Here is a 13,339-nt window from a genome sequence, read left to right as displayed (position 1 = left end):
CCTCCCATTTTTGTCCAACTCAATTGCGTTCTTGCCCAATGAACAACGGATAACACGCGGGGAGCGAACACTTTTCTGTTTAATGATTATGTTATTTAGTGTTTTGTTAATCCGTTAGCGTTTGCCTTCATGGACTAATATAAGCGCTTTCAAAAAGGTTGTAAAGGGCTAATTTTGGTATAATATGTTAATGTAGTTGAATGTTAATGTCTTTAATTCGTATGAATGTTAATCCAAATCTCGTGAAGAAGGTATATGGACATGCTTAGTGGCAGGAATCTACAAGAATCGAGCATGCAGGTGGGCGGGGAGAACTAGCTCGAATTGTTCTCCATGGCGTTGTAACTTTATTCTCCCTTTCCTTGCGTCTATGGAGCTGATGGGGACGAAGCTGCTGAAGAACGCGAGCGTCTATACGACGATTACGGTGGAGTAAGTTTAGATTCCATGAAAGCTCGCATACCGCCGTGCTTGCTCGCATAGTACGAACTAGTAAGCGGCTTCTAAGAGGCTTGGCATGCCGCTATAGAATGGAGGGCTTGGATGAGGGCGGTCGTCTATGAGAAGTACGGACCACCGGACGTGTTAACGGTGCGCGAGGTGGCAAAGCCGGTGCCCAAGGACAACGAGATCTTGGTCAAAATCCGCGCGACGACCGTATCGGCGGGAGATTGCCGGATGCGCAGAGCCGATCCGTTCGCGGCGCGTCTGTTCAATGGTCTTGCGAAGCCAGTCCGTATCCGGACGCTTGGCTTCGAACTTGCGGGCGAGGTCGAGGCGATCGGCAGGAAGGTTACGCGATACAAGGCGGGCGATCAAATCTTCGCTTCTTGCGGCACCGGATTCGGGGCCTATGCGGAGTACCGATGTCTGCGGGAGGACGGGGTCATCGCGAGGAAGCCGTCCAACCTGGACGATGGCGAAGCGGCAGCCGTGCCGATCGGCGGGGGGACGGCTTTGCGGTATCTTCGCGCGGGCAACGTCCAGGCGGGTCAGCGCGTCCTGATCTATGGGGCGTGCGGCAGCGTCGGCACCTATGCGGTTCAGCTGGCCCGTATTCTCGGCGCGGAAGTTACCGCGGTATGCAGCGCGGCCAACGTCGACCTGGTGAAGTCGTTGGGCGCGAGCGCCGTCGTCGATTATACGACAACCGACTTTGCCGAACTCGGCGAGCGTTACGACGTGATTTTCGATACGGTGGGCAAGAGCAGTCTCGACAGCTGCATCCGCTCGTTGAAGCCGGGAGGAAGCTGTCTTAGCGCCTACAGCCTAGGAATGTCCGCGATGAGGAGCCGCATGCGGCTAAGGATGTCCGAGGGCAAGAAGTTCCGGGCATCGGCCGGGGGAGAGAAGACGGAGGATCTGCTCTTCCTCCAGTCGCTTCTGGAATCGGGCGAGCTGCGGCCGGTCATCGATCGAACCTACCCGCTCGAGCAGATCGTAGAGGCGCATCGATATGTCGACGCCGGTCATAAGAAGGGCAATGTCGTCATCCGGATTTAGCGCGGCGCGGGCATTGGAGCGGCGGAATGCGTCGCGTCTACCAGCTCAAGGGCGGCCGATCGGGCGATCGATCGGCTGCTTTTCGCCTTGGGCGCGTGCGTGCTATCATTTGGAATAGACTGTAAAATGATAGGTTGGTAGATTGCATATCGACAAATGCGCCAAAGGGAGCTGATCGGATGTTTTTCGTCAATTCGCGTGCCATTATCGAGCGAACGTTGAACGGAACGAGAGAGATTGTCGTGCAGACGCGGAATAAAACGGGGGAAGCGGCCGCAATCGAACTGCCCGGCGGAAGAATCGAGCCCTATGAATCGTTCGTGACGGCGCTGATCCGGGAAGTTCAAACGCTGAACGGCCCCTTCGACTCCGTCGGCGCCTACTTTCGCTGCAAGGCCGCGGGGGAGCTGCTCGCATCGGGCGACGACACGAAGAACCCGCGCTGGGTAGCCGTGGAGGCGTTAAGACGGATGATGGAGGAAGATCCGCTGCAGTTCTCGAACGTGGACCGGGCGGGGATGATGTTTTATTTGAAAGCGTTGTTGGAAGGGTAGGGTGGTCGCGCCGACTGAAGTTATATAGAGTTAGAGGCGTACGTCCTGATACGACGACAGCAGGTCACGAAGACCCGCTGCCGTCAAGATCAACGTTCCGCTTTCAAGAATCTTGTCGCGCTTCCGCCTCGATCGTCGCTTTCATGACCTGCGCGCCGCGGTCAACGCGGGCTTGAATCTCCCCGGCCAATTGTTCCGGGAGGAAGTCGGTGATCCACACCAGCTTGGTGCCTGTCGACTCATGGGGAAACACCTGGAATGTAGCGTGGTGATGGAGCAGCGGCATGCGCCCTTCCACGAGCGCATAGGCCAGTCGCCGATGCTCATCATCGATGGACAGGATCAATTCGCGAGCCATGCCGCCTTGCGGAAAGATCAGCGTTCGTTCATGGCCGTCCATCCGCGTATCCAGGGTATAGCCGGGAACCAGGCGATGATGCACCGCGCCGACATCGCTCACCGCATCCCATACGAGTTCGGGCGGCGCGTCGATCAGGATTTCTTTTCGAATCGTTGGCAAAACATCACGCTCCTTGCGCTCATTCTATAGTGGACCTGCCCGTCCGCACAACCCCGCTGATTCCCGATTTCCCATATTTTCCACTTCAGAATATGGTAATCCTGTAGTGACAAATTCACATGACCTTTGTACCATATGAGGTGGAAGAAATATGTTGGGGAGGGTGTCATAGGTGAAGTTAACACGAAGCAACAAATTAGCGGCATTGCTGCTGGCCATGCTCATGCTTGTGCCGTGGTCGCAATCTGCCGCCGCGGAAGTATACACGTATAGCTTCGACAAGATTGAAGTCGTGTACGCCGCGGAGTTCACGATGTTCCCGACATCGGCCGCGCCGGATCATTGGCTCACGCAGCTGGCCGGCGGAACGGACAAGCCGATCGAAGTCATGTACGGCATGGTGCATCTGTATAACGGCGACCGCTACATAGACGAGCAGTTTATTAAAATGTCCGGCGAGGGCGGCTCGGAGCGGTTCTTGAGCAACTCGATGCGCAATGATTTCTACGATGATACGTATGCGGTAAAGCGCCAGACCTCGGTGCAGCTGTGGTCCGGCAAGAAGCTGGAAGGCAAAGACGTCGTGAAAAATTTCAGCGAGCCGCTCAAGTCGGTCACGCTCATCCAGACGTTCGATCCGCAGGGCAACGTGACCGGCTTCCAGCTGAACGCGCAGCCGCTCTTGACGAAGGACATGGATTGGGATCCGTTCTCGAACTACGTCAGCTTCTATTCCTCCGACCCGGGCAGCGTCAATCAGGCCGGCACGATTAACGGCAAAGAAGTCGAGCCGGCGCCGACCGGGGAGCCGAAGCAGGAAGAGCCGAAGCAGGAAGAGCCGAAGTCCGGCGAGCCGACCGCTCCGGCAACGGAGAAGCCCAAGACGGACGTGCCGGCATCAGGCACCGCGGAAGGGGCGGGCAGCCAGGTGGAGCAGCCTGAGCAGCCTGAACAGCCGAAGGGAGAGACAGTGTCATGAAGAAGCGCGCTACCGCCCTTGTCGCGATCGTCGCCCTGCTGCTCGTGATGGCGTCCTCCGCGTTCGGCGATTCGGCGAGCCAGCAGAAGCAGGCCGATACGCTGAAGGCGCTCTGTCTGTTCACCGGCACGGCGCAGGGCTATGAGTTGGACAAGGTGTTCACCCGTGCGCAAGGCACCGCGATGCTGCTCCGTCTTGCCGGACAAGAGGAAGAGGCGAAGAAGCAGAACGCGAAGCCGGCCTTCGCCGACGTGAAGAGCACGCATTGGGCCGCCGCCTCCATCGCTTATGCCTATAAGCAGGGCTATGTGCGCGGCGTGAACAGCCAAACCTTCGCGCCGGAGCGCCTGATGACCGGCAAGGAATTTCTGACGCTCGTACTCCGGTTGCTTGGTTATCCGGATGCCGCGCCGGCGACGGCGGCCAATCTGGCGCAAACGAGCGGACTTCTGCAGGCGAACTCGGCCGCAAGTCTGACCGCGGCCAATCCTTTCCTGCGCGGTCATATGGTCGAAATCGCGCATGCCGCTTTACTCGCCAAGCCATCCGGCAGCGGTCTGACGCTGCTTCAGACGCTGGTCGAGCAAAAAGGGGCGATCGACGCCGAGGCGGCGGCGAAGAGCGGCTTGTACGTCAAGTCCGCGGCGAAGGGGTCGGAGGGGCCGTACGTGCCCGAGCCGGGTACCGACCCGATGGACGCCATCGAAGAAGCGATCAAGCAAAAACTCGGGCAATAACGAGCGCTGCTGGCCTCTGTCGGCCAGAGCAGTCCAGAGACTTCGGGCATAAGCGCAATACGCATAACGAAAACGGCAGCCGGTTTGATATGCTCCCCTTACGGTGGACAGGTGAAATAATAAAACCTGTTACCGGAAGGGGAGCATATCAGTTGGGCTGCCGTTTTTTGCTATAGGCTTCGCTTTGCCATTCGCTATTCGTTCTTACGTTTCCTTTCGTTCGCTTTGCAGCACGCTATCCCACAGCCGCCGCGCATAGCCCGCGAGCGCGAGGGACTGCTGCCATCTGTCGTTTAATTCGAGGCCGCGTCCGCCGGGGGCTTCGGTCGTGATGGCGTACGGCGGCGGCCCGAGCTCGGGGATGAACAGGAGCGCCTCGCCGCTAGCGCCCCCGTCCCGGTCTCGATTCGCATGACGTTCCAACCAGCCGCGCATCGCGAGCTCCCACCAACGGCCGTAATGGGCGAGCATCGGGTGCTCCTCGCCCCCCAAGCAGCCGACCTGAATTTGCTCGCCATTCGAGACGCGGCCGTGCAGGCAATCCGCGCGCGATAACAGCTCGCGGAATAGCCCCTCCGCTTCCTCAGGGATGCGGAGCATTTCGCCGGCAAGCACATAATGCGAGAAGTCGGCGGTTAGCCGCAGCCCGGGAATGCGCCGGACGTATTCGGTCGTCCGAATGAGATCCTGCGTAATCGTTCCCCGGTGCGTCTCTACGTTGACGGGCAGTCCGTATTCGCCGGCTAGGGCGGCGATGTCTTCGAGCAGCCGGATCGCGGCGTCTCCGGTTAGGAAGGGGGTCATGACCTGCGCGTTCACCGCACGGATGCCGCCGAAGCCGGCCGCGAGCTCCAGCTCCCGGCGCAGGTCGTCCGCCGTGGATGGATAGGCGTTCACGCTCAGCGCCAACCCATGCCGATCCAGCAGCTCGCGCCATGCGGCGGATTCCTCCGGCTTCGGCACGAAAGCGTCGATGCCGTCAAAGCCCGCTTCCGCGATCATCCGGAATTTCTCTTCCATGGCGAGCTCCGGACCATCCGGACGCAGATGATTCATTCCCCACCAAGACATATGGACGTCGAGGCGCGCGCCGCCGTTAGTGATAGGCTGGTGTCTCAATGCCGCATGGCCCCCCGTCCGGATTGGTGTCGAGCGTAAGCTCCGTTCCGTCCGCGCGGTAGAGCGGATTGTACCAATGCGAGATTTTCGTCGCGCCGACGTTGGCGTAGTGGGAGATGAAGGCGCGGCGGAAGCGATCTTTAGATTTGTTCCGGTACGAGCCATGAATGAGATTGCCGTTGAAGAACAGGATATCGCCGGGCTCCATCACCGCCGGGATCGGCTTTTCTTCCTTTGGCGGCTTCACGTAGTGAGTCGTGAACGACTCGCGGGAATCGGACACCTCCGGACAGACGATGTCGTACGTGTTCGTCTTCGGCACGAGCAGCATGCAGCCATTGTCCTCGTCGCACCGGTCGATTGCGGCCCAAGCTGCGATACAGTTCCCCGGCTCCACCTTTAAGTAGAAATTATCTTGGTGCAGCGCTTGCCCGCGCGAACCCGGCGGCTTGTAATAGAACATGCTCTGCGCGGCGAGCGCCTCTTCGCCGTAGAGATCCTCCAAGATGGCGAGAACGCCCGGATGCAGCATATATTTCTTGCTTACCTCGTTGAAGCGGTGCGGGTGCATCACTCTCGGGTATCGCTTCAGCGGGTCGTCGGCCGTACCGGACAGGTCCGGCTCGAAGTAGCCCGGGACGGGCTGAGCGCCGATCGCTTCGAACGTCCGTTTGATTTCGTTCACTTCCGCTTCGCTCCATACGCCGCGCACGATGAGATAGCCTTCCTGCTCGAAGCTTGCCAGCTGCTCGTCGGTCAATACGTTTAACGATCGCGTCATTGTCCATCTCTCCTCTTGTTTGCTTAAGCTTAGTGTACCGAGGCGCGGCCAATGGCAGAAGTCGGATTCATGCACATTAGTGGTTGGATTCTGCTGCGGATATGGACACCGGTGTTCGGAATCGGTATTGTAAAGGCGAATAGGAGTAGAACATCATTATCGCGATTCTGTCGTGCATAAGTCGAAGCGGATGGAGCTGCCGCCGACGATAGACGGATCAAGAGGAGCGGATCAATTATGACAGCGATCGAACCAAGCAGCGGCATCGTAACGGGACATTTCCGCGAGTCGGATGCTTATGCGGTGGCGCGTCCTTCCGGAAGGGCGGACTGGCTGCTCGTCTACACGCTGGCGGGCGAAGGATATTTCCGGACGCCGATGGGCGAGAAGCGATGCGGTGCGGGCGAGCTTGCGCTGCTTCGCAAAGGCGTCCCGCATGAATACGGGACGAGCGCCGGGCGGACGTGGGACTTCATGTGGGCCCACTTCCCGGGCTTACCGGAGACGGGGCTGCTGCCGGAGACGGAGACGCTGATCGCCCGATTGCCGGAGGGGGCCATGCAGCGGCGGGCGCTGCGGGCTTTGCGGTCGGTAATCTCCGATGCGCGCGTGCGCGGCGAGTTCTGGGAGGAGCTGTGCGCCAATCAACTGAGCGGGCTGCTGCTCCTCATGGCCGGGCAGCTCGCCGATCGGCTAGACCCGCGGGTTAGCCGGGTCATCCGTCTGCTGTCGGCGCATATGCAGGAGCCGCTGACGATCGAAGAGCTGGCCGCCCGCGTCGGGCTATCGGCCTCGCGGCTGTCGCATCTGTTCAAGGCCGAGACCGGCCGATCGATCGTCGAGACGCTGAACGGCATGCGGCTCGAGCAGGCGGCGCTGCTCATGAAGCAGGCGGGCCGGACGGCGAACGAAGCGGCCTATGACGTCGGCTTCCAGAGCTACAACCATTTCGCCGCCTTGTTCCGGCGGCGCTTCGGCTGCGGACCGGCGGAATACCGGCGGCAGAGCTGAGGCCTAGAAGCCGCAAGCAAGCGCCGGGCCTCGCCGGCATACGCTTTGCAAACGCTTCCAGACTTGCGAGGATCGTACGATTTTTCGTCGGATAAGTGCTACGGATCGGAAAGGCGGCTCCTCTATAATCGAAGCAGATATGGCCGAGCGAGGCTCGGACCGGATGAAGCAGAGAGGGGCTGTACGCAGGTGGAGTATACGATTCGAGCAAGAGGCATTCGCAAAGAGATCTACCCGTCGACGCTGCGACTGGGCGGCGCCAATCCCCAAGGGGACGAGATCGGCTTTACGAATTACTACATGGAGATGAACGGCGAGCCCTACTTCGCGATTTGCGGCGAATTCCATTACTCCCGTTATCCGCGCGAACAATGGGAGACCGAGATTCGCAAAATGAAGATGTCCGGCATCAACATCATTCCGACGTACATCTTCTGGAATCATCACGAGGAGGAGGAAGGCCGCTTCGACTGGGAGGGGGACCGCAATCTGCGCGCGTTCGTCGAGCTGTGCGGACGCCATGGCATCTACGTCATATTGCGCATCGGTCCGTTCTGTCATGGGGAAGTCCGCAACGGCGGGCTGCCCGATTGGCTGTTCGGCCGATCGTTCGACGTGCGCTCCAACGATGAAGGGTACTTGGGTTACGTGAAACGGCTGTACGACGAGATCGGCCGGCAGGCAGCGGGTCTGATGTTCAAGGACGGCGGGCCGGTCGTCGGGATCCAGCTGGAGAACGAGTTCAACGCGTCGGCCGCCCTGTGGGAGCTGACCGCCAAGCAGGGGGACGAATATTTGAGCGGGGGTAGCGGCGGGGAAGCGCATATACTTCGCTTGAAGGAGCTGGCATCGGAAGCGGGACTCATCGCGCCGATTTATTCCATCACGGGCTGGGGCAACGCGCCGGTACCGGTTGACGATGTACTCCCGCTCTACGGCGGCTATGCCTATACGCCGTGGACGATTACGGCGCAGCAGCGCGAGCAGAAGCCGACGGGCGAATATTTTTTCACGCGCTATCACGATAACGCCGCGATTGCGCGCGACTTCAATCCGCCGTATCCGAAGGAAAGCTATCCGTTCGCCTGCTGCGAGATGGGCGGCGGCATGCAGACGTGGTACCTCGCCCGGTTCCAGGTGGAGCCGGAGAGCGTCGTCGCCATGAGCATGGTCAAAATCGCGAGCGGCTGCAACTTCATCGGCTATTATATGTTCCACGGCGGGACGAACCCGGTCGGCCGGACGGGGTACTTGAACGAGAGCTCGACGCCGCGGATCACGTACGATTTTCAGGCGCCGATCGGGGAATTCGGGCAGATCCGGACGTCCAACCATCTGCTGCGGCCGCTCCATTATTTCCTGCGGCGGTTCGGCGCGCGGTTAGCCCCGATGGCGGTGGCGCTGCCGGCAGACGCGGACGGCCTCCTCCCGGAGGACACCGCGTCGCTGCGCCACGCGCTTCGCACGGACGGGCGATCCGGCTTCCTGTTCGTGAACAACTATCAGGATCACGCCGAGATGGCGGAGCATGCCGATGTCCGCTTTGCCGTCGAGCTGGACGAGGAGACGATCCGGCTTCCGCGCGGGCAGGCGTGGACGATCCGTCGGAACGCCTCGTTCTTCGTGCCGTTGCACATGGATTTGGACGGACTCGACCTGATCAGCGCGTCGGCCCAACCGGTGACCGAACTGGCATCTGACGGCGCGCGCACGTACTTCTTCCTCATGCCGGAAGGGATCGACGGGGAGTTCGTGCTGGATTCCGCGTCCGTCGTCTCGATCGAAGCGGAGTCTGGGCAAGTGGAGCGCGATGCCGACGGCGCCTATCGCGTGACGGTGCCGAGCGCCATGTCCGGCATGATCCGCATTCACCGTGCCGACGGAGCGGAGATTCGCATCTATGCGATGGAAGCGGGCGAAGCGGCGATGCTGTGGGAGACGGAGCGCGAAGGCGAGCGGCACATCCTGTTCTCATCGTCGGTGCCGATATTCGCGGATGGCGGGCTGGAGCTGGTCGTCTCCGGCGGTAATGGCGAAGCATCCTTCCGGGAATATGCGCCAACCCCAAGTGTCGAGCCGAGTTGGCTCTATGCGCTGGAGGGCGCCGAAGCATCAGTCGGACGCAACGGCTGGTTCACGACCTATACCGCGACATTATCCGAGAAGAAAACGGCGCTGAATGTGAGGCGAATCCACGACCACAAGGTCGTAGTCGAGATCCCGCCCGATGCGTTAGATGGCGTAGACGATCTGATGCTGCATATTTCGTACACGGGCAATGTCGGGTATGCGTTCTCCGGCGGGCAGCTGCTTCATGACCATTTTCACAACGGGGCGCCGTGGGAGCTCGGGCTGTCGCGGTTCCGCGATCGGCTGAAGGGCGGGGAGCTCGTGCTGGAGACAACGCCGCTGCGCGACGGTCCGGCCGTATTCTCGCCGGATGCGCCAATGGCGGCGGAGCGGCATTTCGAAGGCGGCGCGGTCGCGAAGATTCATCGGTTGACGGCCGAGCCGGTGTACCGGGCGGCGTGGAAGCGGGCGTCGCGATAATCGGCCGTGTTCGGGGATGCGACTCGTTGCGGGCCGCCCTATAATAAGGTTCATGAAGCACGGGAGGTGAACAGGCATGAGAATGGCCGAAGTTAGCGCCAAGTTCGGCATTCCGCAGGACACGCTTCGCTATTATGAACGGATCGGGCTGCTGCCTCCGGTCCATCGCAACAAGAGCGGCATCCGGGACTATACCGAGGAGGATCTCCGGTGGGTCGAGTTCGTCAAATGCATGCGGCAATCCGGCCTCTCGATCGAAGCGCTGACGGAATACGTGGCGCTGTTCCAGCAGGGCGATCGGTCGCTGAATGCCAGGAAGGAGTTGCTGGCCGCGCAGCGCGCGCATCTCGCGGTCCGCGTGCAGGAGATGACGAAGACGCTGGAGCGGCTGGACCGCAAAATCGAATCGTACGAGCATCACTTGGGCGAGATCGAGAAAACGCTCCCGAGACAGGAGATCGAGGTCATGTAGGCGCGGCGCTCGTCTTTCAGGATTACGTAAGTGTAGGACGGTATAAGCAAAAAGCGCTTCGCGCGGGCTAGGAAGCCTCGCGCGAAGCGCTTTGTCGTCGTGATGGCCGATGCGCTTAATGTCCGGTCTCGACGGCATCGACATGGCTCAGATGCTTGCGGTTGACCGCCAGGTAAATGACCGCCGCGACGACGAAGGCGCCGCCGACGATGAATGGCATATGGGGATTGAACCACTCTGCTAGCTTGCCGGCGAGGAATGGCGCGATCGCGCCGCCGATGAACCGCAGGAAGCTGTACGCCGCCGAGGCGGTCGGGCGTTCGACGGGCGCGGCGTTCATGACGGCGGTCGTAATGAGCGTGTTGTTATTGCCCAGGAAAGCGCCGGCGATGATGACCGCCGTAATCAGCACCGCTTTATCCGTCGTCCAGATGGCCATGACGAACAGCGTCGCGGCGAAGAGCAGCAGCTGCACGAGCATGGACGTAATCGTCCCGTACCGTTGCTGCAGCTTAGGCGCCATGAAGACGGACGTGAAGGCAAGCATCAATCCCCAGCCGAGGAATACGTAGCCAAGCTGGTGTTCGTCGAGTCCGAGCTTGCCCAAGACGAGCGCGGCGTATACGAGCAAGGTGAAAAATCCGAAATTATACAGCGCGGCCGCGATCCCGAACGTGCGCAGAGCACGGAATCGGAGTGCGCGGAACGGGTCCGCGAGCGAGGCCTTGGGCTTGCGCGCGGCGGTGACGGCCGGCTTGGGCATCAGGATCGCGATCAGCAGGAAGGCGAGCACCATCAGGCCGGCGACGCCGAAGAACGGCCCTCGCCAGGAGATGGCGCCGAGCTCGCCGCCGAGCAGCGGCCCGACGGAGATGCCGAGGCCGACGGCTACCTCGAACAGGATGATCGAGCGGGCGACGCCGGTTCTGGACAGGGAGACGATCGCCGATAACGCCGTGGCGACGAACAACGCGTTGCCGAGCCCCCAGCCGCCTCGCAGCCAGACGAGACTCCAGATGCCGCTGGACAATCCGCCGAGCGCCGAGAAAATGGCAATGATCACGATGCCCGCCAGCAGCGTCCCTTTCACGCCGAGCCGGGAGGAGATGACGCCCGTGATGAGCATCGCGATCGCCATGACGGCGTTGTAGCTGGTGAACAGAAGGGTGACGTCGCTGTGCGACGCGTGCAGCTTCTCGGCGATCGCCGGCAGAATCGGATCGACGAGACCGAGGCCCATGAAGGCGATAATGCTGGCGAAGACGACGGCCCAGACCGCTTTGGGCTGGCTGAGCATGCCGGCTGCGGGCTTCGGCGGATGTGCCGCGGACGCCTCCGCTTGCGTTTGACTTGCGGTGGAAGAAGACATGAATGCAGGACTCCTTTATTTGAAATGGACGTGCGATCGTTTTCGGAAGACGAGATTAATTATAGGGAAGCGGCATAATATTGTATAATACATGTTAAACTATGGACCGATAGACTGAGGTCTATGAGGAGGGCGGACATGGAGCTGTTGCAACTGCATTACTTCCGGGTCGTCGCCCAGCACGAGCATATGACGAAGGCGGCCGAAGCGCTCAATATCGCGCAGCCGTCGCTCAGCAAGACAATCGCAAGGCTGGAGGAGCATGTCGGCGTGCCGCTGTTCGAGCGGCAGGGAAGGAGCATCAGGCTTAATGCGTACGGCGGGGCGTATCTGAAGCGGGTGGAGCGCATATTTGCGGAGCTGGATGCGGGCAAACGGGAGGTGCTGGACATGGCGGGGCTGGCGAGCCGAAGCGTGCTGCTGGCGGCTTCGATCTCGAACGTGCTGCCCGAGCTGTTGAGCGCATTTCTCGAGAAGCATCCACAGACGCATTTTCGCCAAGTGCTCGAACCGACCGCCGTCATGCAGCGCATGCTCGAGGACGGGGAGATCGACTTGTGCTTGACGAGCGCCTCGATCGAAGGCGAAGGACTGGAGTGGCGGGCGCTTCGTACGGACGCGATCGTCCTCTGCGTGCCCGAGCATCATCGGCTGGCCGGCCGGGAGCGCGTGTCGCTGCTCGAATTAAAGGGCGAGCCGTTCATCGGCCAGCGAGCGGGTTATTGGTTCCGGGATTTGACCGACCAGATCTGCAGGAAGGCGGGCTTCCAGCCGAATACGATCATTGAGGTGGAGGAGTCGGACGCCATCGTGAATTTGTTTCGACGCGGGATTGGCCTCATCTTCCTGCCCGAGATGTCCTGGTCGAAACGAGCGCATCTGCTGCCGAACCGGCTGTACGTCGACGACGCGGAATTCAAGATTACGATGGGGCTTGCGTGGTCGAAGCGGCACTATATGTCGACCGCGGCTCTCGAGTTTCGGCAGTTCGTGATGGATTATTATGCGGGGCTGTAGACGAAGAAGGTGCCGTACATGGGACCGGGAGCGGTTCATTTGCGAATAGAAGAGACACGCCTCAAGCGCAACTTAGACAAGCGCTTCTTCGTTAGAAGAGAATGGTAACGAAAAGGGAGGAAGCGCGTGAAGCTTAAATATGGCTTGCTGTTATTGCCGATTATCGCAATTGTCATCTACCTCGTTGTCATCATGCAGCCGCGCGAGATCCACGTGACGGTCGAGGGTTTACATTATCGGCTTGGGACGGCGAATCGCGACAACGCCCAGCCGGAGTCCCTCACGATCGACGGCAAAGTGACGCGAAGCTGGACAGGAAAGCGCACGTTCGAAGGCACGATCTCGTCCGCCGGCAGCACGCTCGACCTGCCGAAGAACGGGGAAGCGGTCACGGTGCATTTCGACCGGGATGGATACGGTCCCGTGGTGAGCGGGGGCATCGAGCATGCGGGCACGGCGGAGGCGAAGCCGTTCGTCGACACGCACGGCATCCTGTTCGCGAGCGACGATTTCAGCTCGGTGACGTTGCTGCTGCATACGAAAGAAGCCGGCGCCGTTGAATCGGATGGCGGCGGCTGGAACGGCGATGATGGCTTCTTGTTCGCAGGACCCGCGACCACGCGGGAGGAGGCGCTGGCCGTCTCGAACGCGATGATGGCGTCGTTTTTGAAGCGGCTTTTGGAGGATCAGGGAGGGTTCGTTTTGAAATAAAACGATCCTCCCGTTT

The 13,339-nt window shown here is 60.4% G+C and carries 13 protein-coding genes; 9 read left to right on the top strand and 4 right to left on the bottom strand.

Annotation, left to right across the window (positions count from 1 at the left end; translation table 11 throughout):
* The first annotated feature begins 543 nt into the window (after window positions 1–543).
* Both ACFSKT_RS23110 and ACFSKT_RS23105 read left to right on the top strand, forming a co-directional pair.
* A complete protein-coding gene (locus ACFSKT_RS23110; protein ID WP_377717710.1) occupies window positions 544–1,503 on the top strand; it encodes an NAD(P)-dependent alcohol dehydrogenase in 960 nt (319 codons plus the stop codon).
* 179 nt (window positions 1,504–1,682) lie between these two features.
* A complete protein-coding gene (locus tag ACFSKT_RS23105) occupies window positions 1,683–2,057 on the top strand; it encodes an NUDIX hydrolase (RefSeq protein ID WP_377717709.1) in 375 nt (124 codons plus the stop codon).
* A gap of 103 nt (window positions 2,058–2,160) precedes the next feature.
* On the opposite strand, the gene ACFSKT_RS23100 is transcribed toward ACFSKT_RS23105, so the two are convergent.
* Window positions 2,161–2,577, bottom strand: a complete 417-nt coding sequence (locus ACFSKT_RS23100; protein ID WP_377717708.1) for an SRPBCC family protein — start codon at window positions 2,575–2,577, stop codon at window positions 2,161–2,163.
* Window positions 2,578–2,749: 172 nt separating this feature from the next.
* Between ACFSKT_RS23100 and ACFSKT_RS23095 the strand changes: the two genes are divergently transcribed.
* Window positions 2,750–3,556: a hypothetical protein gene (locus ACFSKT_RS23095; protein WP_377717707.1), complete on the top strand. Its 807-nt coding sequence runs from the start codon at window positions 2,750–2,752 to the stop codon at window positions 3,554–3,556.
* The gene (locus tag ACFSKT_RS23090; protein WP_377717706.1) at window positions 3,553–4,293 is read left to right on the top strand and encodes an S-layer homology domain-containing protein; all 741 of its coding nucleotides are present in this window, start codon (window positions 3,553–3,555) and stop codon (window positions 4,291–4,293) included. The genes ACFSKT_RS23095 and ACFSKT_RS23090 overlap by 4 nt, the downstream gene beginning before the upstream one ends.
* Before the next feature lie 204 nt (window positions 4,294–4,497).
* On the opposite strand, the gene ACFSKT_RS23085 is transcribed toward ACFSKT_RS23090, so the two are convergent.
* Together ACFSKT_RS23085 and ACFSKT_RS23080 are read right to left on the bottom strand one after the other, a co-directional pair.
* Window positions 4,498–5,412 (bottom strand): sugar phosphate isomerase/epimerase family protein, encoded by a 915-nt coding sequence (locus ACFSKT_RS23085; RefSeq protein ID WP_377717705.1) that lies wholly within the window; start codon window positions 5,410–5,412, stop codon window positions 4,498–4,500.
* Window positions 5,390–6,193: a phytanoyl-CoA dioxygenase family protein gene (locus ACFSKT_RS23080; protein WP_377717704.1), complete on the bottom strand. Its 804-nt coding sequence runs from the start codon at window positions 6,191–6,193 to the stop codon at window positions 5,390–5,392. The genes ACFSKT_RS23085 and ACFSKT_RS23080 overlap by 23 nt, the downstream gene beginning before the upstream one ends.
* 237 nt (window positions 6,194–6,430) lie before the next feature.
* Here ACFSKT_RS23080 and ACFSKT_RS23075 point away from each other — a divergent pair, with 237 nt between their 5' ends.
* The 3 genes from ACFSKT_RS23075 (at window position 6,431) to ACFSKT_RS23065 (ending at window position 10,226) form a co-directional block, all read left to right on the top strand.
* On the top strand, window positions 6,431–7,204 hold the full coding sequence (locus ACFSKT_RS23075; RefSeq protein WP_377717703.1) for a helix-turn-helix domain-containing protein: 774 nt from the start codon (window positions 6,431–6,433) through the stop codon (window positions 7,202–7,204).
* Between the two features lie 189 nt (window positions 7,205–7,393).
* Window positions 7,394–9,754, top strand: a complete 2,361-nt coding sequence (locus tag ACFSKT_RS23070; RefSeq protein WP_377717702.1) for a beta-galactosidase — start codon at window positions 7,394–7,396, stop codon at window positions 9,752–9,754.
* Window positions 9,755–9,830: 76 nt separating this feature from the next.
* Complete coding sequence (locus ACFSKT_RS23065) at window positions 9,831–10,226, top strand: MerR family transcriptional regulator (protein WP_377717701.1); 396 nt, start codon at window positions 9,831–9,833, stop codon at window positions 10,224–10,226.
* A 115-nt stretch (window positions 10,227–10,341) separates the two neighbouring features.
* Here ACFSKT_RS23065 and ACFSKT_RS23060 read toward each other — a convergent pair whose 3' ends face one another.
* Window positions 10,342–11,595, bottom strand: a complete 1,254-nt coding sequence (locus ACFSKT_RS23060) for an MFS transporter (protein WP_377717700.1) — start codon at window positions 11,593–11,595, stop codon at window positions 10,342–10,344.
* Between the two features lie 138 nt (window positions 11,596–11,733).
* Between ACFSKT_RS23060 and ACFSKT_RS23055 the strand changes: the two genes are divergently transcribed.
* Both ACFSKT_RS23055 and ACFSKT_RS23050 read left to right on the top strand, forming a co-directional pair.
* Window positions 11,734–12,612 carry a LysR family transcriptional regulator gene (locus ACFSKT_RS23055; RefSeq protein ID WP_377717699.1) on the top strand — a complete coding sequence of 293 codons (879 nt, stop codon included), beginning with the start codon at window positions 11,734–11,736 and terminating at the stop codon, window positions 12,610–12,612.
* 126 nt (window positions 12,613–12,738) lie between these two features.
* Window positions 12,739–13,323, top strand: coding sequence for a hypothetical protein (locus tag ACFSKT_RS23050; protein WP_377717698.1), 585 nt, complete (start codon window positions 12,739–12,741; stop codon window positions 13,321–13,323).
* Window positions 13,324–13,339: the final 16 nt, after the last annotated feature.

Source organism: Paenibacillus xanthanilyticus, assembly GCF_042682185.1.
In the GTDB taxonomy this organism is placed as follows: Bacteria; Bacillota; Bacilli; order Paenibacillales; family Paenibacillaceae; genus Paenibacillus_Z; species Paenibacillus_Z xanthanilyticus.
Note: the sequence above shows the minus strand (reverse complement) of the source record. Positions and strands in the feature narration are given on the sequence as shown.

What these genes read in the sequence shown, in the direction of transcription:
- ACFSKT_RS23110 (WP_377717710.1), top strand. Translation starts at nt 544, where the DNA reads ATGAGGGCGGTCGTCTATGAGAAGTACGGACCACCGGACGTGTTAACG.
- ACFSKT_RS23105 (WP_377717709.1), top strand. Translation starts at nt 1,683, where the DNA reads ATGTTTTTCGTCAATTCGCGTGCCATTATCGAGCGAACGTTGAACGGA.
- ACFSKT_RS23090 (WP_377717706.1), top strand. Translation starts at nt 3,553, where the DNA reads ATGAAGAAGCGCGCTACCGCCCTTGTCGCGATCGTCGCCCTGCTGCTC.
- ACFSKT_RS23080 (WP_377717704.1), bottom strand. Translation starts at nt 6,193, where the DNA reads ATGACGCGATCGTTAAACGTATTGACCGACGAGCAGCTGGCAAGCTTC.
- ACFSKT_RS23075 (WP_377717703.1), top strand. Translation starts at nt 6,431, where the DNA reads ATGACAGCGATCGAACCAAGCAGCGGCATCGTAACGGGACATTTCCGC.
- ACFSKT_RS23065 (WP_377717701.1), top strand. Translation starts at nt 9,831, where the DNA reads ATGAGAATGGCCGAAGTTAGCGCCAAGTTCGGCATTCCGCAGGACACG.
- ACFSKT_RS23060 (WP_377717700.1), bottom strand. Translation starts at nt 11,595, where the DNA reads ATGTCTTCTTCCACCGCAAGTCAAACGCAAGCGGAGGCGTCCGCGGCA.
- ACFSKT_RS23055 (WP_377717699.1), top strand. Translation starts at nt 11,734, where the DNA reads ATGGAGCTGTTGCAACTGCATTACTTCCGGGTCGTCGCCCAGCACGAG.